The sequence below is a fragment of the Pseudomonas sp. KB_15 genome (assembly GCF_052114525.1).
Lineage (GTDB): Bacteria > Pseudomonadota > Gammaproteobacteria > Pseudomonadales > Pseudomonadaceae > Aquipseudomonas.
Genome location: NZ_JBFREX010000009.1, coordinates 101,156 through 127,576 on the forward strand (window position 1 = coordinate 101,156; position 26,421 = coordinate 127,576).

At 61.1% G+C, this 26,421-nt stretch carries 23 protein-coding genes, 1 tRNA gene and 1 pseudogene; 16 read left to right on the forward strand and 9 right to left on the reverse strand.

From position 1 onward, the window contains the following. Window positions 1–226: 226 nt before the first annotated feature. The 6 genes from AB4Z35_RS11870 to AB4Z35_RS11895 all read left to right on the forward strand — a co-directional run bounded on the left by AB4Z35_RS11870 (window position 227) and on the right by AB4Z35_RS11895 (window position 5,840). Window positions 227–1,345, forward strand: coding sequence for an ABC transporter ATP-binding protein (locus AB4Z35_RS11870; RefSeq protein WP_442097164.1), 1,119 nt, complete (start codon window positions 227–229; stop codon window positions 1,343–1,345). Between the two features lie 15 nt (window positions 1,346–1,360). After that, on the forward strand, window positions 1,361–2,281 hold the full coding sequence (locus AB4Z35_RS11875; protein WP_442097165.1) for an ABC transporter permease: 921 nt from the start codon (window positions 1,361–1,363) through the stop codon (window positions 2,279–2,281). After that, the gene (locus AB4Z35_RS11880) at window positions 2,281–3,087 is read left to right on the forward strand and encodes an ABC transporter permease (protein ID WP_442097166.1); all 807 of its coding nucleotides are present in this window, start codon (window positions 2,281–2,283) and stop codon (window positions 3,085–3,087) included. Before AB4Z35_RS11875 ends, AB4Z35_RS11880 begins: the two co-directional genes overlap by 1 nt. A gap of 27 nt (window positions 3,088–3,114) precedes the next feature. Next, window positions 3,115–4,161, forward strand: coding sequence for an ABC transporter substrate-binding protein (locus AB4Z35_RS11885; protein ID WP_442097167.1), 1,047 nt, complete (start codon window positions 3,115–3,117; stop codon window positions 4,159–4,161). Between the two features lie 60 nt (window positions 4,162–4,221). After that, on the forward strand, window positions 4,222–5,694 hold the full coding sequence (locus tag AB4Z35_RS11890; protein WP_442097168.1) for an amidase: 1,473 nt from the start codon (window positions 4,222–4,224) through the stop codon (window positions 5,692–5,694). Between the two features lie 69 nt (window positions 5,695–5,763). Beyond that, window positions 5,764–5,840 (forward strand) — tRNA-Met (locus AB4Z35_RS11895). A gap of 79 nt (window positions 5,841–5,919) precedes the next feature. On the opposite strand, the gene AB4Z35_RS11900 is transcribed toward AB4Z35_RS11895, so the two are convergent. Then, window positions 5,920–7,023: a DUF2817 domain-containing protein gene (locus AB4Z35_RS11900; protein ID WP_442097170.1), complete on the reverse strand. Its 1,104-nt coding sequence runs from the start codon at window positions 7,021–7,023 to the stop codon at window positions 5,920–5,922. 167 nt (window positions 7,024–7,190) lie between these two features. Between AB4Z35_RS11900 and ggt the strand changes: the two genes are divergently transcribed. Beyond that, complete coding sequence (ggt, locus tag AB4Z35_RS11905) at window positions 7,191–9,023, forward strand: gamma-glutamyltransferase (RefSeq protein WP_442097172.1); 1,833 nt, start codon at window positions 7,191–7,193, stop codon at window positions 9,021–9,023. Between the two features lie 77 nt (window positions 9,024–9,100). Here ggt and ddlA read toward each other — a convergent pair whose 3' ends face one another. Beyond that, window positions 9,101–10,195 (reverse strand): D-alanine--D-alanine ligase, encoded by a 1,095-nt coding sequence (ddlA, locus tag AB4Z35_RS11910; protein WP_442097174.1) that lies wholly within the window; start codon window positions 10,193–10,195, stop codon window positions 9,101–9,103. A 165-nt stretch (window positions 10,196–10,360) separates the two neighbouring features. On the opposite strand from ddlA, the gene AB4Z35_RS11915 reads away from it, so the two are divergent. Then, window positions 10,361–11,170, forward strand: coding sequence for an AraC family transcriptional regulator (locus AB4Z35_RS11915; protein ID WP_442097176.1), 810 nt, complete (start codon window positions 10,361–10,363; stop codon window positions 11,168–11,170). A gap of 76 nt (window positions 11,171–11,246) precedes the next feature. Next, entirely contained in the window at window positions 11,247–11,615 is a 369-nt protein-coding gene (locus tag AB4Z35_RS11920; RefSeq protein ID WP_007997141.1) for a cupin domain-containing protein, read from the forward strand. Between the two features lie 12 nt (window positions 11,616–11,627). Here the strand turns inward: AB4Z35_RS11920 and AB4Z35_RS11925 are convergent, their stop codons facing one another. The 4 genes and pseudogenes from AB4Z35_RS11925 to AB4Z35_RS11940 all read right to left on the reverse strand — a co-directional run bounded on the left by AB4Z35_RS11925 (window position 11,628) and on the right by AB4Z35_RS11940 (window position 15,065). Then, complete coding sequence (locus AB4Z35_RS11925; RefSeq protein WP_007997143.1) at window positions 11,628–12,227, reverse strand: flavin reductase family protein; 600 nt, start codon at window positions 12,225–12,227, stop codon at window positions 11,628–11,630. An 89-nt stretch (window positions 12,228–12,316) separates the two neighbouring features. Next, on the reverse strand, window positions 12,317–12,925 hold the full coding sequence (locus tag AB4Z35_RS11930; protein WP_442097191.1) for a methyl-accepting chemotaxis protein: 609 nt from the start codon (window positions 12,923–12,925) through the stop codon (window positions 12,317–12,319). Next, window positions 12,905–13,633 (reverse strand): annotated as a pseudogene (locus AB4Z35_RS11935) (PAS domain-containing protein); the annotation flags it as partial. The gene AB4Z35_RS11930 and the pseudogene AB4Z35_RS11935, both read right to left, overlap by 21 nt. 118 nt (window positions 13,634–13,751) lie before the next feature. Continuing rightward, window positions 13,752–15,065, reverse strand: coding sequence for an MFS transporter (locus tag AB4Z35_RS11940; protein WP_442097178.1), 1,314 nt, complete (start codon window positions 15,063–15,065; stop codon window positions 13,752–13,754). 201 nt (window positions 15,066–15,266) lie between these two features. Here AB4Z35_RS11940 and AB4Z35_RS11945 point away from each other — a divergent pair, with 201 nt between their 5' ends. The 3 genes from AB4Z35_RS11945 (at window position 15,267) to AB4Z35_RS11955 (ending at window position 18,718) form a co-directional block, all read left to right on the forward strand. Beyond that, window positions 15,267–16,685 carry a short-chain fatty acid transporter gene (locus AB4Z35_RS11945; protein WP_442097180.1) on the forward strand — a complete coding sequence of 473 codons (1,419 nt, stop codon included), beginning with the start codon at window positions 15,267–15,269 and terminating at the stop codon, window positions 16,683–16,685. Window positions 16,686–16,876: 191 nt separating this feature from the next. Then, window positions 16,877–18,049 (forward strand): hypothetical protein, encoded by a 1,173-nt coding sequence (locus AB4Z35_RS11950; protein WP_442097181.1) that lies wholly within the window; start codon window positions 16,877–16,879, stop codon window positions 18,047–18,049. 144 nt (window positions 18,050–18,193) lie between these two features. Beyond that, a complete protein-coding gene (locus tag AB4Z35_RS11955) occupies window positions 18,194–18,718 on the forward strand; it encodes an SET domain-containing protein-lysine N-methyltransferase (protein ID WP_442097182.1) in 525 nt (174 codons plus the stop codon). Between the two features lie 6 nt (window positions 18,719–18,724). On the opposite strand, the gene can is transcribed toward AB4Z35_RS11955, so the two are convergent. Continuing rightward, entirely contained in the window at window positions 18,725–19,369 is a 645-nt protein-coding gene (can, locus tag AB4Z35_RS11960; RefSeq protein ID WP_442097183.1) for a carbonate dehydratase, read from the reverse strand. A 169-nt stretch (window positions 19,370–19,538) separates the two neighbouring features. On the opposite strand from can, the gene AB4Z35_RS11965 reads away from it, so the two are divergent. Then, entirely contained in the window at window positions 19,539–19,943 is a 405-nt protein-coding gene (locus AB4Z35_RS11965; RefSeq protein ID WP_442097184.1) for a serine kinase/phosphatase, read from the forward strand. A 120-nt stretch (window positions 19,944–20,063) separates the two neighbouring features. Here AB4Z35_RS11965 and rimI read toward each other — a convergent pair whose 3' ends face one another. Together rimI and AB4Z35_RS11975 are read right to left on the reverse strand one after the other, a co-directional pair. Further along, the gene (rimI, locus tag AB4Z35_RS11970; protein ID WP_007997020.1) at window positions 20,064–20,516 is read right to left on the reverse strand and encodes a ribosomal protein S18-alanine N-acetyltransferase; all 453 of its coding nucleotides are present in this window, start codon (window positions 20,514–20,516) and stop codon (window positions 20,064–20,066) included. Beyond that, window positions 20,509–21,255, reverse strand: coding sequence for a hypothetical protein (locus AB4Z35_RS11975; RefSeq protein WP_007997018.1), 747 nt, complete (start codon window positions 21,253–21,255; stop codon window positions 20,509–20,511). Before AB4Z35_RS11975 ends, rimI begins: the two co-directional genes overlap by 8 nt. 236 nt (window positions 21,256–21,491) lie before the next feature. Here AB4Z35_RS11975 and mksB point away from each other — a divergent pair, with 236 nt between their 5' ends. From mksB to mksF, 3 genes are read left to right on the forward strand one after another with little or no spacing between them, the layout of a single operon-like run. Continuing rightward, window positions 21,492–22,769: an Mks condensin complex protein MksB gene (gene mksB, locus AB4Z35_RS11980; RefSeq protein ID WP_007997016.1), complete on the forward strand. Its 1,278-nt coding sequence runs from the start codon at window positions 21,492–21,494 to the stop codon at window positions 22,767–22,769. Then, complete coding sequence (mksE, locus tag AB4Z35_RS11985; protein WP_007997015.1) at window positions 22,759–23,460, forward strand: Mks condensin complex protein MksE; 702 nt, start codon at window positions 22,759–22,761, stop codon at window positions 23,458–23,460. The genes mksB and mksE overlap by 11 nt, the downstream gene beginning before the upstream one ends. Further along, window positions 23,457–26,297, forward strand: coding sequence for an Mks condensin complex protein MksF (gene mksF, locus AB4Z35_RS11990; protein WP_442097186.1), 2,841 nt, complete (start codon window positions 23,457–23,459; stop codon window positions 26,295–26,297). Before mksE ends, mksF begins: the two co-directional genes overlap by 4 nt. The last annotated feature ends 124 nt before the right edge of the window (window positions 26,298–26,421 follow it).

Genomic DNA, 26,421 nt, shown 5'->3' on the forward strand with positions numbered 1-26,421 from the left:
GGTTTCCGGGCGCCTTTTGCTGTTAAATTTTTTAACAACCCCTATGTTAAAATTGAAGTTTCGCCCCCGCAACCCCTCGCTGATAATCGATCCACAGCAGAACAAAAAAACAGCTGGTTACAACACCCGAACGCAATCTCGATCCTGCCCAGAAAAATAATATCCATGGTCCGATGGCTCAGCTGTTTACAGCACTCGCGGACGATGGGGGAATCGGAGGTAACGCATGAATGCCCTGCATTCGCTGCAAACACTGGCGGTGTCCATCCGCTCAGTGCGTAAAGTCTACGGTGATCCACGCACCGGTCCGGTGGCACTGAAAAGCATCGACCTGGACATTCGCGACAACGAATTCTTCACCCTTCTCGGCCCTTCGGGCTGCGGCAAGACCACGCTCTTGCGGATGATCGCCGGGTTCGAATTTCCCACCGAAGGCGAGATTCTGCTCTACGGCGAAAACATCGCCGACCGCCCGCCCTTCCAGCGCCCGGTCAACACGGTGTTCCAGCATTACGCGCTGTTCCCGCACATGACCATCGCCGAGAACCTGGCCTTCGGCCTTGAATCCCACCCGATGGGCAAAGTCCTGAACAAAACGCAAATGGCCGAACGGGTGCGCGAGATGCTCGCCCTGGTGCAGATGGAACGCTTCGCCAACCGCAAGCCGGCGCAACTCTCCGGCGGCCAGCAACAGCGCGTCGCCCTCGCTCGTGCACTGGCGCCGCATCCCAAAGTCTTGCTGCTCGACGAACCGCTCTCGGCGCTGGACCTCAAGCTGCGCCAGGCCATGCGCGAAGAGCTGAAAACCATCCAGGCGCGAACCGGGATCACCTTCATCTTCGTCACCCACGACCAGGAAGAAGCACTGACCATGTCCGACCGCATCGCCGTGTTGTCCGAAGGCGAAGTGCAACAGGTCGGTCGCCCGGAAGACATCTACGAACGCCCGCGCAATCGCTTTGTCGCGGACTTCATCGGCGAAACCAACTTCATCGAAGGTACGGTCACCCGCGTCGAAGACGGCCTGGCCTGGTTCGCCGGCCCGTCCGGACATCCGCTGCCTGCGCAGCCATGCAGCGATGTGCGAGTCGGCGCCAATGTTGCGCTGTCCGTGCGCCCCGAACGATTGCATCTGGTGCCTGGCAATACCGAAGGCGCTTTGCCTTGCCGGATCGAAGCGCAGATCTACCTCGGCACTGACCTGCAATACCAGGTCAGCCTGAGCGATGGTTCGCGCCTCACCGTGCGCACGCCTAACTGCGTCGACCAAAGCAAGCGCTTCGCCGTCGGCAGCCAGGCCGGTCTGTTGTTCGACCAGGGTAGCGCCAGCGTCCTGCACGATTGAGCACGAGGAATTGCCATGCACGCTTTACCGATTGCCAACACACTGGAACGTCGGCAGGCCTTCCAGAGTTTTCTCGGTGTCAGCCCGGCGCTGATCGCCATCGGCCTGTTTCTGATCGTGCCGATCCTGATCGTCATCGGTTACTCGCTGATGGAGGCCAACCCCTACGGCGGGGTGAACAAAGTGTTCAGCAGCGATGCCTACACCTCGCTGCTGTTCGAACGGCAACTGGACGACAGCCTGGCCTTCGCCGACTCCTACCTGATCATTGCCCTGCGCTCGATCGGCATCGCCGGGCTGACCACCGTCATCACCCTGTTGATCGGTTTTCCGGTGGCTGTGTGGCTGGCCATGCAACCGGCTCATCGCCGTGGCTTGCTAATCTTCCTGATCACCGTGCCGTTCTGGGCCAACCTGCTGATTCGCACCTACGCCTGGATTCTGCTGCTGCGTAACACCGGGGTGATCAATAACAGCCTGATGGGCCTCGGGGTCATCGACCAGCCGTTGCAACTGCTCTACACCGACGGCGCGGTGCTGCTGGGGCTGGTCTACACCTACGCGCCCTTTGTCGTGCTGCCGATCTACGCCACCCTGGAAAAAATGGACATCCGCTTGCTCGAGGCCGCTCAGGACCTCTACGCCGGCCGTGTGCGCACCCTGCGCAAAGTGGTGTTGCCGATCGCCAAACCGGGAATTCTCGCCGGCGCCATCCTCACATTCGTGCCTTGCCTGGGCGCGATGATCGCCCCGGAATTGCTCGGCGGCGGGACGCGAATGATGCTCGGCAACCTGATCTTCCGGCAGTTCAGCGATGCGCGGAACTGGCCATTCGGTGCAGCACTGTCGCTGGTGCTGATGGCGGCGGTGATGTTGGTTCTGACGGTTTATGCCTTGCGTGCAGAGCGCCAGCGCATCGCCAAAGGAGGTGCGTGATGATCGGCCTGTTCAAACGCAATACGCTGGGCGTGCAGGACTTCCCGGGCTTCGGCGGCTTCAGCCTCCTGTTCTACCTGTACCTCTACGCGCCGATCGTGGTGCTGGTGGTGTTCTCGTTCAACGCCAACCAGTCGGCAACGGTGTGGACCGGGTTCAGCCTCGACTGGTATCGCGCGGCGTTCGCCAACCAGGCCCTGCGCCAGGCGGCCGGCAACAGCCTGTTGATCGCCGTCTGCGCCAGCATGGTCGCCACGGCCATCGCCACCCTCGCCGCCCTCGGCACTTCACGGGGTGCGAAGTTCAAGGGTCTGCAACTGTCCATGGGCGCAATCATGTTGCCCCTGGTGCTGCCGGAAATCGTGGTCGGCGTCGCCACCCTCGCGCTGTTCTCCACCATCGGTCTGTCCCTGGGCTACGGCAACCTGATCATCGCTCACACGGTGTTCTGTATTCCGTTTGCCTTTCTGCCGATACGGGCACGCCTGAACGACATGGACCTGTCCCTGGAACAAGCCTCGGCCGACCTGTATGCCGGCCCATGGCGGACCTTCCGCAAGGTCACCCTGCCGCTGCTGATGCCGGGGATTTTCTCCGGGCTGATGCTCGCCTTCATCGTGTCGCTGGATAACTTCGTGATCTCGATGATGGTCTCCCAGGCCGGCACCACGACCTTGCCGATCTTCATCTTCGGCCTGTTGCGCATGGGCGTGACACCCGACGTCAACGCTGTGTCGACCCTGATCCTGGGCGTCTCGGTGCTGTTCGTCACCCTTTCCTATCTGCTGGGCAAAAAGAAATCCTGAACCTTCTACGTACTGTGGGGAAATAGCATGAGCAAGTGGATTAAAAGCATCGGCACTTCGTTGTTCCTGACCTTGCCGCTGACCATGGCCGGCAGCGTTCAGGCCGCGGAAAAACTCAACGTGGTGAGCTGGAGCGGTTACTTTTCACCGGAAATTCTCGCCAAATTCCAGAAGCAGACAGGCATCGAAGTCACCGTCGACTCCTACGATTCCAACGAAACCTTGCTGGCCAAGTTGAAACAGGGCGGTGCCGGCTACGACGTGGCGATCCCGTCCCACCAGTTCATTCCGATCCTGATCAAGGAAAAACTGCTGGAGCGCTTTGACCCGGTCAACGAGCCCTACTACGCCGGCGTCGTCAACAATCTGAAAAAACCCACCTGGGATCCGGAAGGCGCGTACTCCGTGCCGTTCATCTGGGGCACCACCAGCGTGGTGCTCGACACCGGGCGCTACAAAGGCCCTGCCGACAGCTACAAGGTGCTTTACGAGCCGCCTGCCGAGTTGCAAGGGCGGATCAACATGTTCGACTCGGTCAGCGACGTAGTGGACATGGCCAGCCTGTACCTGAACATTCCGCTGTGCAGCGAAGACCCGAAACAGATGCAGCAGATTTTGACCCTGCTCAAGGCGCAGAAACCGTTCGTCAAAACCTACAGCTCCAAGGCTGGCTCGATCCGCGAAAACCTCGCCTCGGGTGAAATCGACATGTCGACCTTCTGGGGCGGTTCGTCGATGCGCGCCCGGGAGATGAAACCGGGCCTGAAGTACCTGTACCCGAAAGAAGGCGTGCTGGCCTGGGTCGACAACATGGTCATCCCGACCGGCAGCAAGAACTCGGCGAACGCCAAGGCCTTCATCGCATTCCTCAGCCAGCCTGAAAATGCGGCAATGACCCAGAACTTCCTCAAGCACCAGAGCCCGATCAAAGGTGTGGAACCGTTCCTCGACGCCGGACTGAAAGACGCCCCGGAACTGCACATTCCCGAAGGCACCCGGGTGGTGTTCAGCAAGACCTGTGGCGAAGGCGCGATCCGCCTGGCCGACCGTCTCTGGACCAACCTGATGCGTTGATCCCTGCCGCCCCGGCGCAATGACGGGGCGTTTTTCCAGCCGTCTGAAAGGCCGCTTGCAATGACTTCTAACAACATCAGCGAACTGGTCCTGTTGCAGGCCCATGAACTCGCCGAACGTATCCGCCTGCGCCAGGTTTCCTGCCGGGAAGTGATGCAGACTTATCTTGCCCATATCGAACGCTTCAACCCGCAGGTCAACGCGCTGGTGAGCCTGCAAGCGCCGGAAGACCTGCTGGCCCAGGCCGATCAGCGCGACGCCGAACTGGCTCGTGGCGAGTATCGCGGCTGGATGCACGGCCTGCCCCACGCGATCAAGGACCTGTCCCTGACCCGCGGCATCCGCACCACCTTCGGCTCGCCGCTGTTCAAGGACTTCATTCCCGAGCGCGACGGCATCATGGTCGAACGGATCAAAGCCGCCGGCGCGATCATCATCGGCAAGAGCAATACGCCGGAATTCGGCCTCGGCTCGCAAAGCTATAACCCACTGTTCGGCGCGACCGGCTGCGCCTACGACCCGAGCAAGACCGCTGGCGGCAGCAGCGGTGGCGCAGCGGCGGCACTGGCCATGCACCTGGTGCCGGTGGCCGATGGCAGCGACATGATGGGCTCGCTGCGCAACCCGGCCGCCTTCAACAACATCTTCGGTTTCCGTCCGTCCCAGGGCCGCGTGCCGTTCGATGACAGTGCCGACCTGTTTATCGACCAACTCGGCTACGAAGGCCCCATGGCGCGCAGCGTGCGCGATGCGGCGTTGCTGTTGTCGGTGCTGGCCGGAGCCGATGTGCGGGCGCCACTGTCCATCGCCGAGTCCGGCAGCGCATTTGCGGCGCCGCTGGATCGGGACTTCAAAGGCACTCGCTTGGGCTGGCTCGGCGACTTCAACGGTTACCTGCCGATGGAAAAAGGCATCCTCTCGTTGTGCGAAAAGGCCTTTGCCGATTTCGAAAGCCTGGGTTGCCATATCGAGCCCGTACAGTCCGAATTCGCTCCAGAGAATCTGTGGAGCAGTTGGCGAACCTTGCGTCACTGGATGGTCGCCGGCTCGTTGGGCGCGACTTATGCCGACCCGCAAAAACGTGCACTGTTGAAACCGGAAGCCTGCTGGGAAGTCGAAAACGGCCTGAAACTCTCGGCCACCGACGTGTTTGCTGCCTCGGTGACGCGCAGCGACTGGTATCGGGCGATCTCCAGGCTGTTCGAACAATACGACTACCTGTTGCTGCCCAGCGCTCAGGTGTTTGCGTTCGATAAGACTCAACCGTGGCCCGCCTCCATCGAAGGCGTGACCATGGACACCTATCACCGCTGGATGGAGGTGGTGATTCCCGGCACCTTGTCCGGGTGCCCGGTGGCTAACGTGCAAGTGGGATTCAACCAGAACGGTCTGCCCATGGGCCTGCAAATCATCGGCAGACACCAGGCCGACTTCGCTGTCCTGCAATTGGCACACGCCTATGAACAGGCCAGTCGCTGGTTCCAGCGCTGCCCTTCACCGCTGCTCAGAGGAGGGATTGTGATAAACGGTTGAAAGCGCAGAGAAATATTTTAGATTTGTGCTTGACGCATCCCCGTTACCGGTGAATAATGCGCGCCACTTGGCTACATAGCTCAGTTGGTTAGAGCATAGCATTCATAATGCTGGGGTCCGGGGTTCAAGTCCCTGTGTAGCCACCAAGTACTAAAAACGGCTTACCGAAAGGTAGGCCGTTTTTTTATGCCTCGTTTTTTTATCCCTGTAGGAGCGAGCTTGCTCCTACACCGTCGGCAAAGCGGACAACGCCCGCTCCCAGATCTGCCACGTGCGCAACCAGACCATCGCCTGCCAATCACTGTCAGCCGGATAGAACTGTTCCAGCAGATTCAACTTGATCCCGCGCCCTACGGCGTCACTCGGGTTGCCGTGCAGATGCAGCCAGTGGTCATCACGCAGATGACGATGAACGTCCGGCCCCGGATACGTCCCGCACTCGATAACGAAAGGCATCAACCGTACCTGCGGCAGCGCATCGATCAACGCCTGCGAGGTGTAGCCGGTGGCCGTTGCCGCCACGCCGGTTTCGCTGACGGTGTCGGCGCCGGTTTGCAGGCTGTAGAGCCACTGACCGTAAATCGCCTGCGCGTCCGCCAGCGCCGGATAGACTGCCTCGGTAATCGTCAGCAACATCGGATGACCATACTCGCCAGCGCCAGTGTGCAAGTCGAAGCACATGGCGACCTCGGCATGGGCCACGTGCTGTTGCAGGATCCGGTGYAGCGTGCGGTTCGACCAGCTCGGTGCCAGCCCGCCGAAAAACAGTCCGTCGGGATGAGCATGCTGACCGCCCTCGACGATCGACATCACCGCCGTCCAGCCGTGCTGGCGAATCTGCTCGTCGAGCATGGCATCGGCGCGATCTCGCGCGGGGCCGTGCAACTGCGGGCAGGCATAGATTTCGTGCAGGGCGTTGTAGGCCTGGTTGTCTGGCAGCGGTCGCTGGAAATCCAGGTGATTGCGGTTCAGGTCGATGTTGTCTTCGTTGACCCGACGCAACCACGCCATGCCCCAAGGGTTGATGGCATGGATCATGACCACGGCGACATCCGCTGGCAGGGAACGCTTGCCTAACTCCTGCAGCCATTTGATCTGGCAGCCCGAGCCATAGAAGCCTTCGACCCCGTGAGTGCCGCTCAGCGCAATCAACAGGCGCTTGGCGCCCGGATCACCGAGCACCGCCACATCGGTACTCAGCGATTCGCCGAACGGACCTTTGAGCGGGTGTGGATATTCCGTCAGCGTTGCGCCTGCCGTGGTCGCGGCGGCCAGGAACTGTTCACGCTGGGTGCGATAGCCGGGTTGGGCTGGAAACTCGGTTTGCATGTCTGCCTCTTGTTGATTTTCTGGCCTGTCTGTTGGCAACGACCCTACAGAAAATCCTGCCATTGATGAAGGACAAAAACGTCGGTGCCGTGGGACCTGGTTTGCGTCCCTCCCGGTCGGCCGATAAAGTCCATTGATCGTAGATCCAATGGACGGAGTACTCCCACGTGTTCTCAAACTTCCCTTTACGCCGCTTTCACTTGCCAGCCCTGGTTCTGCTCGCCAGCGCCTTGACCCTGACCGCGTGCAACAGCGCTTCGGTGCCGACATTACCGCTCGCTCCGGAAAGCGCTTCCGGGTTCCGCACCGACCTGCGCACCCAACACGCCGAAAAATACATGGCGGCAGCAGCCAACCCGCTGGCGGCCGAAGCCGGACGGGAAATGCTGCGCCGGGGCGGCTCTGCCATCGATGCCGCGATTGCAATGCAGGCGGTGTTGACGCTGGTAGAACCACAGTCTTCGGGCATCGGTGGCGGCGCATTGATCGTACTTTGGGATGGCAAAGCCGTGCGCACCTACGACGGCCGTGAAACCGCCCCGGCCGGCGCCACCGAGAAACTTTTCCTGCAAGCCAACGGACAACCGATGGGGTTCACCCAGGCGCAAATCGGTGGTCGCTCGGTGGGTACCCCCGGCGTTTTGCGCGCCCTGGAACTGGCCCATCAAAAACACGGGCGGCTGCCTTGGGCGCAGCTATTTGAACCGGCCATCCAGCTCGCCGAACAAGGCTTCGCCATTTCGCCACGCCTGCACCAGTTGATCGCCGCGGACTCGTCCATGCAGCGTTCCCCGGAAATGATGGCTTATTTTCGCAATGCCGATGGCAGCCCAAAAGCTGTCGGTACAAACTTGAAGAATCCGGCACTGACCGCCGTGTTCCAACGCATCGCCCATGAAGGCCCGGATGCCTTGTACAAAGGCCCTGTTGCCCAGGAAATCGCGGCCAGGGTTCAGGGCCACGCCAACCCCGGCAGCTTGTCCGTGAGCGACCTCGCCAACTATCAGGCCAAGGAACGCGCACCACTGTGTACCGACTACAAGCGCTGGCAAGTCTGCGGTATGCCGCCACCTTCGTCAGGCGGGATCGCTGTGGCGCAGATCCTCGGCACGCTGCAGGCCCTGGAGACTCGCGATAAACGCTTGGCGCTGGCGCCGCTGAAACCGGTCAAGACCAAGGCCCCGGCCGGCATCGAACCCGACCCGCAAGCCGTGCACCTGATCTCCGAAGCCGAACGCCTGGCCTACGCCGACCGCGCTCAGTACGTCGCCGATACAGACTTCGTACCCGTGCCGGTCAAGGGTCTGGTCGAACCGGCTTACCTGGCCAGCCACGCCGCCCTGATCGGCGAACGCAGCATGGGCACGGCCAAACCCGGCACCCCGCCGGGGATTCAAGTGGCCTACGCGCCGGACCGTTCGCCGCTGCGGATTTCCACCTCGCAAGTGGTGGCCGTCGATGACGCAGGCGGCGCCGTGTCGATGACCACCACCATCGAGTCGGCGTTCGGCTCCCACATCATGGTTCAGGGTTTCATGCTCAACAACGAGATGACCGACTTCTCGTTCATCCCCGAGGAAAACGGGCAGAAAGTCGCCAACCGCGTCGAACCCGGCAAACGCCCGCGCTCATCCATGGCCCCGACCCTGATCTTCGACCGCGAGAGCGGCGAATTCCTCGCCACCGTCGGCTCCCCCGGCGGCTCGCAAATCATCGAATACGTGGCCAAATCCACCATCGGCCTGCTCGACTGGAACCTCGATGCACAAGCCGCCATCAACCTGCCCAACTTCGGCAGCCGCAACGGCCCGACCGAACTGGAACAGGGACAGTTCAGCCCGATGCTGATTCAGGCGCTGAAAGACAAAGGGCACAACGTGAGCGAAATCGACATGACCAGCGGCACCCAGGCGATCGTTCGGGTGAAGGACGCCCAGGGGAAAGCGTCACTCACGGGAGGTGCCGACCCGCGGCGTGAGGGGCAAGCGCTGGGGGATTGAGTCGCACGCAGGAATGAGAAAGGGCTTACCGGTTGGTAGGCCCTTTGTTTATGAGCAAGCGAAAATCAGCCGCTCACTTATCGACTGATCTTCAACCCCTGCCGAACGTGGTGCTTTTCCAGCGCCAGCTCGATCAGTCGCGTTACCAGTTCGCTGTAGGTCATGCCGGTGGCCTGCCACAGTTTCGGGTACATGCTGATGCGGGTGAAGCCGGGCAGTGAATTGATTTCGTTGATCAGCACTTCCCCACTGTCGGTCAGGAACACATCGACGCGGGCCAGGCCGGAGCAGCCCAGTATCTGGAACGCTTCGACGGCCAGGGCGCGAATGCGCTCGCTGGCCTCGACGCTGATATTGGCCGGCACCACCACTTCAGCAGCCGTGTCGTCGATGTACTTGCTGTCGTAGGAATAGAACCCGCTGCGCACCACGATCTCGCCGCAGCCACTGGCGATGGCGTCTTCATTGCCGAGCACTGCGCATTCAATCTCGCGGCCGCTGACGGCAGATTCGACCAACACCTTAGTATCGAAACTCAAAGCCAGCTCCACCGCCGAGGTGTATTCGGCCTCGTCGGTGACTTTGCTCACGCCCACGGAAGAGCCCTGATTCGCCGGTTTGACGAACAGCGGCAAACCGAGCCGGGACTGAACCTCGGCAAACCCGGTACGCGCCGCCGTGGCGCGGGTCAATGTCACGAACGGCGTCATGGCCAGGCCGGCATCGCGCAGCAGGCGCTTGCTGACGTCCTTGTCCATGCAGACGGCCGAACCGAGCACATCGGAGCCGACAAACGGCAGATCGGCCATGCGCAGCAAACCCTGCAGGCAACCGTCTTCACCGAGGGTGCCGTGGACGATCGGGAAGATCACATCGACGTGGCCGAGCAGCTCCTGGCTGGAAGTTTCCACCAGTTGCTGGCTGGCCTTGCCCGGCACCACTGCCAGTTCGCGATTGGATTGATTGAGGGCGATCAGCGCCGGGTTTTCCTGATTCAGCAAAAAGCTGGAAGGGTCGTTGAGGTGCCAGTGGCCTTGTTTGTCGATGCCGATCAGCACCGGCTCGAAGCGTGAACGATCCAGCGCATCGACGATGTTTTTCGCCGACTGCAGCGACACCTCATGCTCCGCCGAACGGCCCCCGAAAATGATCCCCACGCGCAGCTTGCTCATGACCTGGCCTCATCCTGACAAATAAAAAACGACCTGTAGCGAATGCGCCCCACAGTGCAGTATTTGCCCTTGGTTTTCTAGCGGGCAAGCCGCAATCCGATCAGAAGACAGGGAACCGCTGCCTGGGTTACCGTGTTGTGCATCAAGCTCAAGACGATCATCACCATGGCCAAGCGTCCGCCTCGAAATGACTGGTTCCTTCGCGCGCCCGATGTCGGTGGGCTTCAGCGTTTCGAGGCGTTTTTTGCCGGCCATGGCTACGACCTTCACCGCCACGACACCTATGCCATCGGCCACACCCTGGCCGGAGTGCAGAGCTTTCAGTATCGCGGCGGCTGGCGTCACAGCCTGCCGGGCGCAACGATCGTGCTGCACCCGGACGAAGCCCACGATGGCGAGGCCGGTACCGAGTCCGGTTTCCAGTACCGGATGATGTACATCGAGCCGGCACTGATCCAGCAGATGCTCGGCGGGCGAGCACTGCCATTTATCAAGACCGGGCTGTCGAACGATCCCCGCCTTTTCGCCGCCACGGGCGCGTTGCTGCGCAGCCTGGATTGCCCGCTCGATCCACTGGAAGAACAGGACGCGCTGTTCGATCTGGCGCAAGCCATGAGCACCGTTTCGGGTGCATCGGGCAAACGCTCGGGTTTCGATTACGTGGCCGCGCAACGCGCGCGGGAATACATCCACGGCGCCCTCGATCGTACTGTGACACTCGATGAGCTGGCGCAGCATAGCGGTCGGGATCGCTGGAGCCTGTCCCGGGATTTTCGCCTGTTGTTCGGCACCAGCCCCTACCGTTACCTGACCATGCGGCGTCTGGACATGGTCCGTGCGCTACTGATTCAGGGTCAGACGCTGGTCAGTGCCGCGCTGATCGCCGGCTTCACCGACCAGAGCCACATGACTCGACAATTCAGCAAAACCTACGGCCTGTCACCGGCCCGCTGGATGAAAATGCTGCGCCGTTGAGCCACGCACAATCGTACAAGAAGCGCGCTGAGTCGCTGGCTATCGTGGGTTCACAAACAACCGCGAGAGCTGTTTCATGAACGCTTACGAAAGCCTGAACTTCGCTGAGAAAATCAATCGGATCGACTCGCACTGGTCGCCCCGGGTCATCGCCGAAATGAACGACTACCAGTTCAAGGTGGTGAAGCTGCTGGGGGACTTTATCTGGCACGACCACCTTGATACCGACGAAACCTTCATCGTTCTGGAAGGCCAGTTGCGCATCGACTTTCGCGATGGCCACGTGCTGGTGAACGCCGGGGAAATGTACGTGGTGCCCAAAGGCGTCGAGCACAAACCCTGTGCCGGGCAGGAGGTAAAACTCCTGCTGATCGAACCCAAGGGCGTGCTCAACACGGGCAGCGAAGGTGGCGAGCGCACGGCCGAAAATGATGTGTGGATCTGAGCACCGGCCGACTTAGGCCTGCAAGGTCTTGCCGTCCACCGGCTCACCAATGGTCAGGAAGTGCCCGCCCGCCACATGGTGCAAGGTGCGCAAGGCGTCTTGACCTTCGAAGTGCCAGCGCCCTTCGCTGAACACGCGCTCGTCAGCCTGGGCGGCAATCACTTCGGCCAGGAACAGATCGTACTGCTGGTGGTTGTTCGGCTCCGGCAACAGGCGACATTCCAGCCAGGCCACGCAACCTTCGAGCATCGGCGCATCAACCGACTGGCCGGTGAACGTCTGCAAGTCGTAGGTCTCAAACTTGTCGCGCCCCTGGCCCTGGGTCAACTCCAGGCCGGAGGTCGAACCGACGGTCTGCACAATGTCGGCCTGGGCAGCACACGGCACGTTCAGTACAAAAGTGCCCGAGGCTTCCAGCAACTGGCGAGTCCAGGTGGACTTGTCCAGCACCACGGCAATTTTCGGTGGTTCGAAATCCAGCGGCATGGCCCAGGCTGCCGCCATGATATTGCGCTGGCCACCGTGGGCGGCGCTGACCAGCACGGTCGGGCCATGATTGAGCAGACGATAAGCCTTGGACAAGGGAACCGGACGGCGGTGGGAAACGCTCATGGAAGTCTGCTCCAGGGGAAAAAAGCCGATTGTAGCGCCCACGTAACCCTGTGGGAGCGGGCTTGCTCCCACCAAGAGCTGATCGCAGGTCAGTTAGTGAGTTGATTGGCAAACTGCCCCACCGCATTGACCACTTTCTGCGCACCGTCCTGAATCTCGACAATCACCGTACCCGCTTCCGCCGCCAGTGCCAGGCCCTGTTCGGCCTGAAGCTTGCCGTCGGTCATCAGCGCCACGGCGTTGCGCGCCATGTCCTGGTTCTGCCGCACCACGAGGACGATTTCATCGGTGGCCTGGCTGGTGCGCGAAGCCAGTTGCCGGACTTCATCCGCCACCACGGCGAAGCCCCGACCCTGTTCGCCCGCACGCGCCGCTTCGATGGCAGCGTTGAGCGCCAGCAGGTTGGTCTGCTCGGCAATGCCGCTGATGGTTTTGACGATGGTACCGATCACCAGCGACTGCTCGTTCAGGGCTTCGATGCCATCGCCGGCGGTTTGCATATGCTTGGCCAGATCACGCATCACGTCCACGGCCTGGGTCACCACGGCGTTACCGCGCTGGGCGCTTCGGTCGGTTTGTTGCGAGGTGCCGTAGGCAATGTTGGCGGCCTCGGCAACGGCTTGTTCCTGATTGACCTGATCGGTAATCACCGTGGCGAACTTCACCACCTTGTAGAGATTATTGTTGGCATCGGTCACCGGGTTGTAGGACGCCTCCAGCCAGACCGTCCGACCATGGCTGTCGACGCGTTTAAAACGGTCGGCCACGTACTCGCCCGCATTCAGGCGACGCCAGAAGTTCTGGTACTCGGCACTGTTGTATTCATCCGGCAGGCAGAAGGTACGGTGATGCTTGCCCTTGATCTGCGCCAGGCTATAACCCATGCCACCGAGGAAGCGGTCGTTGGCGGTCAGCACGTTGCCGTTGAGGTCGAATTCGATCACCGCCGTAGAGCGAACCAGCGCACCGATCAGGTTCTCGTGTTCGCGAGAAGCCTCGATGGTGCGGGTCAGGTCGCTGGAGAAGATCGAAAAATACTTGATCCGCCCATCCGCCGAGCGCACCGGTTGCAGGATCGAGCGCAACCACGCGTCCTGACCCGTGCCGCGCAACAGGCGCACCGCACCGGCGAAGTGCTCGCCACGGGTCAGCGCGTTCTTGAAACGCTGCTGGAATTCGTCGGACTTCACGTGATCCGGGACGAWSTCKTCGATGTGTCGGCCAATCAGGTCGGCGCTCTTGTAATGCATTTCGCCAAGGAAGTTCTGATTGACCGACTGAACCCGTCCATCGCTGTCGAGGGTCAGCACCAGCATCTCGCTTTCCAGACTTTCCTTCACTTGCTGGAGGCTGGAGAGTTCTTCACGAAGAGCCGACAGCTCCTGCTTCAAGCGTTTATTGAACATGGGAAAGCACCGATGGACAGGGGTAGAAAGCGATATGCAGCCTAACCATCGGCCTTGGAAACATTTACTTAAGCGTGTTTCAGGCTTGTCCTACAAAAAATATTTCCAAGCCGCACAATCAATGCGCGCCCGCGGCAGAACAGCCTGCGATTCTCGGCATCCGCGCACCGAAATACGCCGCACTGCCCACGCCCACCGCCCCCATCACCGCACTGAACATCACACAGATCCATGGACTCCACGGCATCAGGCCGATCAACAACAGCGGCGTGACACTTGCCCACGCAGCGTAGGCAATGTTGTAGGTGAACGAGATGCCCGAGACGCGAATCCGCGCCGGGAACAGGCTGACCATCACCGATGGCACCGCGCCGACCACCCCGCAGGCCAGCCCTGCCACGGCATAGGCCAGACCGACCCAGTCGCCGCCCATGATCAGGCAGGCATACAGCGTGCCGATGCCCAGCGGCAGCAGCAGGCTATAGAGCATCACCGTGCGCCAGGCACCGATGCGGTCGACCAGCAGCCCGGCGAGCACGCAGCCGATATTCAAGAACACGATGCCCAGTGCGCTCAAGGCAAAGGTATGGCTGGCGGTCATGCCAAAGGTTTTCTGCATCATGGTCGGGGTGATGACCACGAACACCACCACCGCCGAGGTCAGTACACAGGTGAGAATCATCGCCGGCAAAATGGCCAGGCGATGCTCGCGCAAGACCGTGCGCAGCGGCAGTTCGACGGCTGCCTCGCGTTGCGCCTGCATGGCCGTGAACACCGGGGTTTCGCTGAGCCAGCGACGCAGCCAGACACCAATCACACCAAACACGCCACCGAGCAGAAACGGGTAACGCCAGGCGTAATCGAGAATTTCCGCCGGAGTGAATGCCTGCGCCAGGAAGGTTGCGGTCAATGCACCGATCAAATAGCCGAAGGTCAGCCCCGCCTGCAGGAAACCCAGGGCATAGCCGCGATGGGCGATGGGCGCGTGCTCGGCGACGAATACCCAGGCACTCGGCACTTCGCCGCCCACCGCCGCGCCCTGAAGGATGCGCAGGGCCAACAGCAGCAACGGTGCGAAATAACCGATTTGCGCGTAAGTCGGCATGATCCCGATAAGCAGGCACGGCAACGCCATCATCAGGATGCTCAGGCTGAAGACTTTCTTGCGCCCCAAACGGTCGGCGAAGTGCGCCATCAGGATGCCGCCCAACGGTCGCGCCAGGTAACCGGTGACGAAGATCCCGAAGCTTTGCAGTAAACGTAGCCACTCGGGCATTTCCGGCGGGAAGAACAACTGACTGAGCGTCAGGGCGAAAAACACGAAGATGATGAAGTCGTAGATTTCCAGCGCCCCGCCAAGGGCAGCGAGCCCCAGGGTCTTGTAGTCCGAGCGGCTGAACGGCGCCGGGCGCAAATCGGTGTTGGCAGTCATGTAAAGAACTCTGGCACAGGCAAAAACCAAGGCGCCCATGGTCTACGCAAATGCACCGGCGGACAACCCGTTAGACCAAAGTCCCATTGCCACAAAACAGCCCCGCAAAAATCCTCGGGTTGAATTAATGTTGACGCCTGTCCAGACGGGCCGCTACTGCCCCGACGACCACAACAAACATAAAAATCCGAGGTACCCTCCGTGGCCGCTGATATCGAAGATAGCCGCTCCGCCCGCTTTGCCCTGCGCTGCTCAAGTTTTGCCGAACGCTGGTTTCCTGACTCCTGGGTGTTTGCTGCCCTGGCGGTGATCATCGTGGCCCTGGCCACCATGGCGATGGGAGCCAAACCCACCGACGCGGCCATGGCGTTCGGTGACGGATTCTGGAGCCTGATTCCGTTCACCATGCAGATGGCCTTCGTGGTGATCGGCGGTTATGTGGTCGCCAGTTCGCCGCCGGCGGTGAAGCTGATTGACCGTCTGGCCAAACTGCCGAAAAACGGCCGCTCTGCCGTCGCCTGGGTCGCCCTGATTTCCATGGTCGCGTCGTTGCTGAACTGGGGCTTGTCCCTGGTGTTCGGCGGATTGCTGGTGCGCGCCCTTGCCCGTCGTACCGATCTGAAGATGGACTATCGTGCTGCCGGTGCCGCCGCCTATCTGGGTCTCGGTGCTGTGTGGGCCCTGGGCCTGTCGTCGTCCGCTGCACAGTTGCAGGCCAACCCGGCGAGCCTGCCGCCGTCGATTCTGTCGATCACCGGGGTGATTCCATTCACCCAGACGATCTTCCTCTGGCAGTCCGGCGTGATGTTGCTGGCCTTGATCGTCATCTCGCTGATCATTGCCTACGCGACCGCCCCCGGCCCGAACTCGGCGCGTGACGCCAAGGCCTGCGGTGTCGACCCGAGTTTCAACCTGCCGCCGCTGCAACCACGCACCCGCCCCGGCGAATGGCTGGAATACAGCCCGCTGCTGATGATCCTGCTGGTGCTGCTGGCCGGTGGCTGGCTGTTCCACGAGTTCTCGACCAAACCGGCCATCAGCGCGATTTCCGGGCTGAAYACCTACAACTTCCTGTTCATCATGCTCGGCGCCCTGCTGCACTGGCGCCCACGCAGCTTTCTGGACGCCGTGTCCCGCGCGGTGCCGACCACCACTGGCGTGTTGATCCAGTTCCCGCTGTACGGCTCGATCGCCGCGTTGATGACCACGGTCAAAGGCGCCGATGCGCAGACCCTGGCGCACCACATCTCGACCTTTTTCGTCAGCATTGCCTCCCACGACACCTATGCCCTGCTGATGGGCGTGTACTCGGCGATCCTCGGTTTCTTCATTCCGTCCGGTGGCGGCAAGTGGATCATCGAAGCGCCGTACGTCATGCAGGTGGCCAATGACCTGAACTATCACCTGGGTTGGGCCGTACAGATCTACAACGCCGCCGAAGCCTTGCCGAACCTGATCAATCCGTTCTACATGCTGCCGTTGCTGGGCGTGCTGGGGTTGAAGGCACGGGATCTGATCGGCTTCTCGTTCGTGCAGTTGCTGGTGCACACGCCGCTGGTGCTGCTGCTACTCTGGGTGTTGGGGACGACGCTGGCCTATACGCCGCCGTTGATGCCATAGCCTGAATTTACAACCTACGAAAATACATGTGGGAGCGGGCTTGCTCGCGAAGGCGGTGTGTCAATCAACGTGGAGGTCGATTGATCCAATGCATTCGCGAGCAAGCCCGCTCCCACATTTGAAATGTGCCACCAGCGGTTTCAGTACGTAGTACCCCGCTACCGGGAACCCACGCTGAAAAGGATCTGAGCATGCTAAAACTCGCAGGACTCACCCTCGCGGCCCTCACCCTGAGTGCCACTGCCCACGCCGATGTCGCCCTGAAACTGGGCACTACCGAACGCGTTACCCGCCTCTTCGCCTACCCCAACAATTGCAACGTGATCTGCTTTCGCAACTGGACGCTTGAGCAAACCGTAGAGCATTACCTGACCCAGAGTGTGCAACGCGATGGCTACGGCGACGCTAAGGTTCTGGTCAAAACCGACAATGGTCAGCTCTACGCAGAAATCATCGGCGTGCCCAACGGCTATGAAAAACCTTTGGCTGCGCTGCTCGATGCCGGTGACCTGGCCTATAACGGCGCCAGCAAACTGAATGCCGACGGCAAGTGGGCGTATAGCTGGTATCTGTTCCTGCCGCTGGGCATGGCCCTGGAGAACCGCAAAAGTGTCGAGTTGCTGCACTTCCCACCCGACTATTCGTTGACTCAGGCCCAGGATTATCTGAAGTCCGCCACCACGGATCGTTGGGCCACGCTGCTCACCGCCAATGGCATCCCGCCCGAGCAGACGCCAGGTTTTCAGACCATTGTCGACATCGCCCCTATCGCCGCCCCATCCAACGCTGGCAAGGACCTGGAGGGCGTCTACAGCTACTTCAACGACTACCAGACCACCATGGTCAGGAATGTCAGCCTGAACGCCAGCGGTGAAGCATTGCCAATGGTCGCCTTCGGCGCACCGGTGCGTAACTGGATCAAGCAACAATACGGGGCGACCGTAAACGTGCTGGGCCTGGCGACGATCAGTCCGAGTGAAGGGGTAACGGTGCGGGTGCTGGGTTCCAATCACCCGAGCTACATCTGGTACGCCGCCGACCCGGCGAACTATTCCGGCAACGATGCCAAGGCCAAGGCCGATGCGGCGGGTCTGAAAGTCATGGGCCAGGATTTGAGTGCTGCGTGCTGGCAGGCCTCCATGGGCCGCCAACCGGACAGCAATGCCGATGTCGAGCTGAAAACCTGCACGCAAACCTGGCAAGTGGCCGAGAAAGATAAAACCTGTGCGCTGTTCTACACCTCGATTCGCAACCTGACGCCGGGACAGGCGGCGGCCAAATGCTCGACGGCAGCGATCCAGTTGCAGCTCAAACAGCTCAAGGCGCCAGCGCCAGCCACTGCCCTGCCCACTCCACCGCTGTAAACCGACCATTGGCAGTCAACCTGTCAGTTATGACAGTAGACCGCCCGCGATATCTGCGAGAGGCTTGGGCCATACCCATGTGCTGCGGCGCTGACAGGATCGTCAGCCGATGGAAGTCGCAGCACCCAGCCAACAAGGATCGTTATGAAAGCCAATGCGCTGCGCAAGTCTCTCGCACCTCCGCCGCAGGGTATCTACCCTTTTGTGGCGTTGCCCGTTCACCTCGGATTTCCGTCTCTGGACGATTTTGAAATCCTCACCAACGACAAAGGCACGGCCAAGGCCGCCGTGGCACTACGCGAATTCCCCCGTATCAGCCGAATCTGCCGGGTATCGGGGCATTTGCTGCCCTATCGCTGCCGGAATACACGGCAACTGGCGCCCGGTGTGCATGTCTACGACCCGCGTTTCTGTGGGCTGCTGCGACACTCCTGCGACCCGAATGTCTTTCTGGACATGAGTGAACTGTGGTTGTGGGCGTTGAAAGACATACAAAAGGGCGACTGGCTGTCGATGGATTACGCCGCCACGGAAGACAAACTGCTGCGCCAGTTTGCCTGCCGCTGCGGTTCATACAACTGCCGGGGCTGGATCACCGGCTACGATGAATCGCCAAACGCCGACGGCCAGCGGTTTCTGAAACGCTGGCGTCGGCGAAGCCACGATTGACGGACTTTATTGCGAGTCGACCGGCCGCAGGCGGTATTGCGGCGGCAATTGCTCGAATCCGCTGATGGTGGTGTTCAGGCTTTTCCAGCGACCGTCCTTGATGCCGTAGATGCAACCGTGGACCGACAGGCTCTGCCCGCGGTGCCAGGCATTTTGCACAATGCTGGTATGAGCGACGTTGGCCACTTGCTGAATCACGTTGAGTTCGCAGAGGCGGTCGACCTGCTCCTCTTCGGTGGCCAGTTTGGCGAGTTCTTCGCGTTTTTCGTAATACAGGTCGCGAATCGAGCGCAGCCAGCCGTCGATCAGGCCAAACTGGCGATCCTGCATCGAGGCTCGTACACCGCCGCAGCCATAGTGGCCGGTAACCAGAATGTGTTTGACCTTGAGTACATCGACCGCGTACTGAATCACCGACAGGCAGTTAAGGTCGGTGTGCAGCACGACGTTGGCCACATTACGGTGTACGAACAGATCGCCCGGCAACATGCCGACGATCTCGTTGGCCGGCACCCGGGCGTCGGAACAGCCGATCCACAGGAACTCCGGAGTCTGTTGGCGAGCCAGCTTGGCGAAGAAGTCAGGATCTTCCTCCTTGATCGCAGCGGCCCAACGCTCGTTGTTATCAATCAGATCTTGTAATTCGTTCATGCTTTGAAGCCTCAAGAATGATGCGCAGCTTTGACTGACAACCGTCCGTCGGGGTCACGCGCGAAAATGCAGATACTCTCCTGATCCGGAACACGGGGCTCCATGCCGGTGGAATTCTCGGTAGCCACGCGGGTCAACCGTAGTAGGGCCTACAGTATGAGGAATTACCATGAATGATTCACGACGTCCGTACGATGCGGAGCAACCGGAACCCGTCGATGACGACGAAGACCGCATGGGCTCGGTGCGTGAGCTGGATTTCGACGCGGAAGATCCCAGCGCCAGAATCGGTGACGAACGGCTGGAAAAGGAGCGCGAGCAACTGATGCCACGCCAGCGCGTACGTGAAGCGGGCCTGACCGGCGCCTCGACCGATGACGATCAACCTACCGACGATGACCTGAGCCCGGAAACCCTGATCCGTGAAGACGGCGCCCGGGATGCCCATGAGGCGGGCAATGATAGTCGTGCGGATTGGGACCTGAGCATCGTCGACGAGGACGAAATTGGCGGTGGCAATGGCCTGGATGAGGCGGAACTGGCGCTGCGCGATCCGATGGACGGCAAGCGCTGATCTTTGGTGTCTGTCAGGCCCTCATCGCGAGCAAGCTCGCTCCCACAGGTTTTATGTACGGCATAAATCTCCTGTGGGAGCGGGCTTGCTCGCGAAGGCGATCCGACGAAGCTTTTAAGCTCAATCCACCAAAGTACAGGCCATGACCACCGCATCTTCGCGCCCGCCCACCGCCGGGTAGTAATCCCGACGCCGGCCGATCTCGTTGAAGCCGTAACGCTCATACAGCCTGAACGCTGCGGTATTGCTGTCGCGCACTTCCAGGAAACACTCCCGGGCGTCAGCCTTGTAGGCAATCGACATCAAATGCTCAAGCAATGTCAGCCCCAGGCCACGACCCTGGTTTTCCGGCTTGACCGTAATGTTCAACAGGTGCGCCTCGTCGAGGATGATCTGCACCACACCGTGGCCTACCTGTTGCTGACCTTCGAACATCAGCCAGATCTGGTACTTGCCCAGGCCATCAAGGAAAATCCCGCGGGTCCAGGGATGGCTGTAGGCCGCGTATTCGATTTTCAGTACAGTTTCCAGGTCCGCCTCGGTCATCGGGCGAAACGATACAGCGTCACTCATTCGATTCTTTCCAGCGCGCCATCAGCCGACGCATGGCTTGCCAGACATCAGCCTTACGCTGTGGCTCTTCCATTAATAATTCCAGGCCCGGCACCGCCCAGGCCGGGCCCAGGCCTTCGATCTGCAACTCGCGATTGAACGCCTCGGCATCCGCTTCGCCGGCAAATCGCACGGCGGGCAGGCCGATCAGCCACAAGCAGGCGCATGGCGTTTCTTCCATCCGCACCGAGAGAAAACCTTGCACGAAATCGCGGGCCGCTTCCGGGCCTTGATCCATCGTGCCACGCACCAGCAACGGCCAGCGTACCGGCTCGCCGACGATCTGCGGGCTGTCCGGCAGACCGGCGGCGCGCAACATGTCCTTGAGCAGCAGGTAAGCAGGATCACGGGTCTGGAAGGGTTCGCCTGTGGGTAACTCCACCAGCAGCAGGCAACGCCCGGCCCGCAGCAATTGCAGGGCGAAACGCGGGGGCGGCACGATCGGCGCCTTGACCACGACCGGCGCCTCTTCGGCCTCTTCCACCGGTTTGGCACCGGTGCGCGTGCTTGCCAGCGATGGCCGTGGCACCTCGATCTTCACCCGCTCGACCGGCTTGGCCACAGGCGCTACGGGCGTCTCAGCCACAACAGCGGGCACGACAGGCGCGACCACAACCGGCTCGGGGATCTCCAGCAGCTCGGGCCGCGACGGCGCGGCAAAGGGCAATTCGGTGCGCGGCAGCCAGTTGACCACCTGCATGGCGGCCAGATAAGCGCGACGACGGGACTCGATAAGCAAAGGTCGGCCACTTGTGGATAACTAAAGTGCGCTGATTCTACCGCCGTTCGCTGAAGATCGCGCGCTGTTGATTGATAGACTTTACCGATAGTCTTTCCACCTATGAAAAATGGCGACAGCCCGTCCCGAGAGTGAATCGCATTGCCCACGATGCAGTACAATCGCGGCTTTTAATCGCCAACCAGCCGGCCATTCCGATGATCGAACCCAAGCGCGTCTTGCGCGCCCTCGCTGAACACTGGGCACTTCTGGAGCCACTGTGCGAGCACTTCGACCAAGGCACACTGAGCCTGAACGAACTGCGCACGCAACTGGCCGCCCAGCAACTCGACAGTACGCCGCAGGACATCACCAGCCTGCTCGACGTGTGGATTCGCCTCGACATCCTGGTTCCCGTGGCCAAAAGCCCGAACCGTTTCGAGCTCAATGCGCAGATTCACGACTTCCTCGCCTACCTGCGCCGCGAACACCGCCTGGGCCTGTGCCTGGAAATCGAAGCCTACCTGCGCCACCTCGAGCGTCTGGCCGGTTATATCCAGGACGCGTTCGATATCCGCGACGGCAATGATCTGGCCCGCCAATTGCGCCTGCTCGACATGCGCGTGCGTGACGTGCTGAAAAAACTCGATAACGACGAACAGGCACTGGTGGCCGTCGCCGAACGGGCGAAAACCAGCGACCGGCAGATTCCGTTGCGCCAGCGTTACGCTGAAGTGCTGGCGACCTGGGACGAATACGTCGAGCCGATGATTGATCTGGTGAACGCCGATGGCGCCTTCGAACAAGGCGTGCGCAAGGTCGAAACCGTCCTGTTGAAAATGCTCAGCGAACAGCAACGCCTCGGCCACCTGGTTGACGACGACATGCTGCTGCGCACCCACGCGCGCATCCTCGAAATGCAGACCAGCGCTCAACTGACCCTGCGTCATGCCCGCGAACTGCTGTTGCCGCTGCGTGAAGAAGCCCGTCGCCACAACGCCGTGACCCGTGGCGCCGCATTGGCCCTGTCGATGATCCGCCGCAAAGGCATCGACGCCGTGCCGCAAGCGGCCATGCCGATGTTCACCCGCCCGCAGAGTACCTTCCTCGGCAGCGCCAGCCAGGTCGAAGCCTACGTCTATGCCCTGGCCCGTTTCGAACCGAAACCTGCACGCTTCCCCAAGGCGCACAAGACCCAGAAAGGCGAAGCCCCGCGCGCGCCTCGCACGGTTCGGGAAATGCTCGAACGTTGCGAAGACGCCCTGCCGATGCCGGACCTGATGACCTGGCTGCTGGAGCAGGAACCGGACGGCGCCACCGACGAATTGCTGTACTGGTTCTCGCGCCTGTCGCGGGAAAAACGCTTCAAGCGCGAGCGTCTGGAACGTCGCGAATACCATACTCACGAGCACCAGGTCAGCCTGCGCTCCTTCGCCCTGCTCTCGGTCAGCGATGACGCCACCGAGAATTCTGCGAGCACTCCTTATGCATCTTGATCTATCCGAACTGTCCCAGCTGGCACCGATCTTTCGCGAACTGTTCAAGGGTTACCACGTCAGCCGCCGCGATCCGGAGCTGTACGCACAGTTGTCGAACTTCCAGGACCAGTACCGCACGCTGTTCAAGGCCCTGGGTTTTGAACTGGTCTGCGACACCCGTGGCTTCTACTACTTCGTGCCGGACCTCGCGGCGGCGGCGGTGAACAAGACTGCCCAGCGCCTGGCGCTGTTTACCTTCATCCTCGTCGAGCACCTGGCCGACCAGGGCCGCGACCCGATCTCCGTGCTCGATGGCGGCAGCCTCGGCCGCGATGAGCTGCCGTCGTTGCTGGAAAAGTACCGCGATCTGTTCATCCAGGCCGAAGTGCAGACCCAGGACGAGCTGGAAGAAAAGATCATGCGCCGCATGACCCAACTCGGCTTTGCCAGCGAAGAAAACGGCATCTACCGTTTCCTGCCGCCGATGCACCGCTTCCTCGATGTCTGCCTGTCGGTGCAGCAGGACCGCGATCTGGCTGCCAGCCTGCACAGCGTGCTGCCGTTGCCGGTGCCGGTGCTGATCGACGAAGACAGCGACGAAAAACTGCTGCAGACCGACGACCCGCTCGACCTCGCAGAGTTTGAAGACGAAAGCGAAGAAGACGCCCTGGCCCGCGCCATCGCCGAAGAACAGGAGCTCGACGCATGAGCAAGGAACGTTACGGCATCCGCCGCTTTGCCCTTTTGAATACCGCCGGCTACAGCCTCGGCCTGTTCCCGCTGGAAGAACCACTGTCGGTGTACGGCGCGAACAACCTCGGTAAATCCGCCTCGATCAACGCCCTGCAGTTCCCGATCCTGGCGCGCATGTCGGACATGAGCTTCGGCAAGTACAGCCTGGAACAATCCCGGCGCTTCTACTTCGCCTCGGACACCAGTTACATCCTGGTGGAAGTGAACCTGCCCCACGGCCCCCACGTGATCGGTGTGGTCGGCCGCGGCCCGGGCGGCGGTTTTGGTCACCAGTTCTTTGCCTATGCCGGCAAACTGGACCTGGCCCACTACCAGAAGAACGACACCTGCCTGCGCCAGAAAGAACTGTTCACCAACCTTGAACGCGAAGGCCTGAAAGCCTACGAACTCAAGCCGGACGAACTACGCCGCTTGCTGGTCGGCGGCCACACGTCGATTCCACTGGACCTGACGCTGATTCCATTGCGCTCCACCAGCGAGCAGAGCCTGAAGACCTTCCGCGCGCTGTTCATCAACCTGCTGCACATGCGCGAAATCACCGCGGCCAAGCTCAAGCAACTGTTCCTCGATGCCTTCGAACACAGCCTGCGTTCCGGCAGCGTCGACTACATCGCCGCGTGCGAAGAAGCGTTCCGCGATGTACGCCGCATGGAGCAGGACTACAACTCGCTCGTCGCCGCCGGCCCGCTGGTCGAAGCCCTGGCCAACGGCGTGAAGCAACGCGACATCCTGCGCGGCAAGCTGCACCGGATCTCGCCGCTGCTCGACTCCCTGCTGGGCACCTGGTCGGACTACGCCAGTGCACGCAAGGAAGAGCTGACCATTCAGGCCGAGCACTACCGCAACGAGCAGGACGCCCTGCAAAACGATCAGCGCGGCGGCACTCAGGAACTGATGCGCCTGGAGCGGGAAATCACCGGCATCCAACGCTGGCTCGGCGAACTGTCGGTGCTCAAGCATCGCTTTGCCCTGATCGATGACGTCAAGGTGCTGGAGCAGCAACTGCTGGCCGCCAAGGACGCTCACGATGAACTGGCAGGTGCGCTCGCACAATCCCGCCAGTTCAGCGCCGAAGACCTGGACGAGCGTTTGCGTGACCTGGAAAAACGCCTGAAGTCGGTCAAGCAGCAACTCGATCACGCCGATAACAACAGCTATGCCCGTCTGCGCGAAGAATTCTCGCAGCAAGACGTCGAACGCCTTATGCGCCTGTTCAACAGCGCGCTGTTCAGCCTGCCGCTGGGCGAACACGGCATCACCCTCGACGAAAACGGCGACTGGGTGAAATCCGTGGAGCTGATCCTCGACGGCTTCAAAGGTGAACGCTTCGAAGTGCCGGGCCTGTCCATCGACATCTCGCACATCGAACCGCCGGCATTGCAGGCCCTGGCTGACCGCGCTGCATTGCGCGACCAGAAGGAACGCCTGGAAAAAGAACTCAAGCAACTGAAAACCCAGCAAGCGGTGGCCGCCGACCGCGCCGCGAGCAAGACCCAGACCGAAGCCCTGTACCAGCAAGTGCTGGATGCGCAGAAAGCCCTGGAAGATTTCCGCCGCGCGCAAACCCTGAGCGCCGAGGAAGGCGACAAGCTGGAACAGCTTGGACAACTGGAGGCGGCACAGGACGAATTGAAGCGTTCCAGCGATGCCTTTACCGAGCGCGTCCAGCAACTGTCGGCCAAGCTGCAACTGGTCGGCCGGCAGATCGGCGACATGGAAGCCAAGCAACGCACCCTCGACGACGCCCTGCGCCGCCGTCAGCTGCTGCCGGCGGACCTGCCATTCGGCACGCCGTTCATGGACCCGGTCGACGATTCCATGGACAACCTGCTGCCGCTACTCAATGACTACCAGGACAGCTGGCAAGGCCTGCTGCGGGCCGACGGCCAGATCGAAGCGCTGTACGCTCAGGTGCGCCTCAAAGGCGTGGCCAAGTTCGACAGCGAAGACGATATGGAGCGTCGCCTGCAACTGTTGATCAACGCCTATGCGCACCGCACTGACGAAGCCCTGACCCTGGGCAAGGCTCGCCGTGCCGCCGTGACGGACATCGCCCGGACCCTGCGCAACATCCGCAGCGACTACGACAGCCTCGAACACCAACTTGCGCTGTTCAACCGCGAGATCAACAAACGCCAGGTCTCCAATCTGCAAAGCTTCCGCATCGTGCTCGCGCCGAACAAGGAAGCGCTCAAGCACATCGACCAGATCATCCACAGTGCCGGTCAGTACGAGGAAGGCGAAACCCTGTCGGTCTTCGACCTCAGCCAAAGCGCCGAGCAGGACAACAAGAACGAAGAGGCCAAGGAATACCTGGCTCGACTTGTGGCGGCCAACCACAACCAGCTCGGCCTCAAGGACTTGTTCGAACTGGCATTCGAGATCACCAAGGTCAACGGCCAGCCAGTGATCCACACCGACATCGACGGCGCCGCGTCCAACGGCACCACCATGACCATCAAGGCGCTGACCAACATGTACTTGTTGCTGCACTTGATGGACCGTGACCAGGCCGGTCGTGTACGCCTGCCGTACTACCTCGACGAGGCCGCGGACATCGACGAGAAGAACCAGGCCGCGTTGCTGGAAACCAGCCTGCAACTGGGCTTCGTGCCGATCCTGGCGAGCGTGAAGCCGCAGGTCTGCGCCAGTGTCGCCATCGACCTGGAAGGCGGCAGCGGCCCGGCCGGTATCTACATCGACGAGGCGGACTGGAAGTACATCCGTCGTCACGACCAGGTCAAGGCAACGGTCAACGAACAAGCGGATGAACCGGAGCTGGATGCGGTCTGAGGCTTGAATCGAAGGCAATAAAAAGGCCGCGATCCAATGGATCGCGGCCTTTTTCATAGGTGTGTCATTTAGCTTTGCAGTGAACTTCAGGGCCCCTTCGTCGGAACGCCGCCCGGGGCAAGCC

Coding starts and splice junctions, on each gene's coding strand:
- AB4Z35_RS11965 (WP_442097184.1), top strand. CDS start 19,539: ATGAATGATTCACGACGTCCGTACGATGCGGAGCAACCGGAACCCGTC.
- AB4Z35_RS11975 (WP_007997018.1), bottom strand. CDS start 21,255: ATGCAGGTGGTCAACTGGCTGCCGCGCACCGAATTGCCCTTTGCCGCG.
- can (WP_442097183.1), bottom strand. CDS start 19,369: ATGAACGAATTACAAGATCTGATTGATAACAACGAGCGTTGGGCCGCT.
- AB4Z35_RS11885 (WP_442097167.1), top strand. CDS start 3,115: ATGAGCAAGTGGATTAAAAGCATCGGCACTTCGTTGTTCCTGACCTTG.
- AB4Z35_RS11920 (WP_007997141.1), top strand. CDS start 11,247: ATGAACGCTTACGAAAGCCTGAACTTCGCTGAGAAAATCAATCGGATC.
- mksF (WP_442097186.1), top strand. CDS start 23,457: ATGAGCAAGGAACGTTACGGCATCCGCCGCTTTGCCCTTTTGAATACC.
- AB4Z35_RS11915 (WP_442097176.1), top strand. CDS start 10,361: ATGGCCAAGCGTCCGCCTCGAAATGACTGGTTCCTTCGCGCGCCCGAT.
- AB4Z35_RS11890 (WP_442097168.1), top strand. CDS start 4,222: ATGACTTCTAACAACATCAGCGAACTGGTCCTGTTGCAGGCCCATGAA.
- AB4Z35_RS11875 (WP_442097165.1), top strand. CDS start 1,361: ATGCACGCTTTACCGATTGCCAACACACTGGAACGTCGGCAGGCCTTC.
- AB4Z35_RS11955 (WP_442097182.1), top strand. CDS start 18,194: ATGAAAGCCAATGCGCTGCGCAAGTCTCTCGCACCTCCGCCGCAGGGT.
- AB4Z35_RS11940 (WP_442097178.1), bottom strand. CDS start 15,065: ATGACTGCCAACACCGATTTGCGCCCGGCGCCGTTCAGCCGCTCGGAC.
- AB4Z35_RS11950 (WP_442097181.1), top strand. CDS start 16,877: ATGCTAAAACTCGCAGGACTCACCCTCGCGGCCCTCACCCTGAGTGCC.
- mksE (WP_007997015.1), top strand. CDS start 22,759: ATGCATCTTGATCTATCCGAACTGTCCCAGCTGGCACCGATCTTTCGC.
- AB4Z35_RS11880 (WP_442097166.1), top strand. CDS start 2,281: ATGATCGGCCTGTTCAAACGCAATACGCTGGGCGTGCAGGACTTCCCG.
- rimI (WP_007997020.1), bottom strand. CDS start 20,516: ATGAGTGACGCTGTATCGTTTCGCCCGATGACCGAGGCGGACCTGGAA.
- AB4Z35_RS11925 (WP_007997143.1), bottom strand. CDS start 12,227: ATGAGCGTTTCCCACCGCCGTCCGGTTCCCTTGTCCAAGGCTTATCGT.
- mksB (WP_007997016.1), top strand. CDS start 21,492: ATGATCGAACCCAAGCGCGTCTTGCGCGCCCTCGCTGAACACTGGGCA.
- AB4Z35_RS11870 (WP_442097164.1), top strand. CDS start 227: ATGAATGCCCTGCATTCGCTGCAAACACTGGCGGTGTCCATCCGCTCA.
- ddlA (WP_442097174.1), bottom strand. CDS start 10,195: ATGAGCAAGCTGCGCGTGGGGATCATTTTCGGGGGCCGTTCGGCGGAG.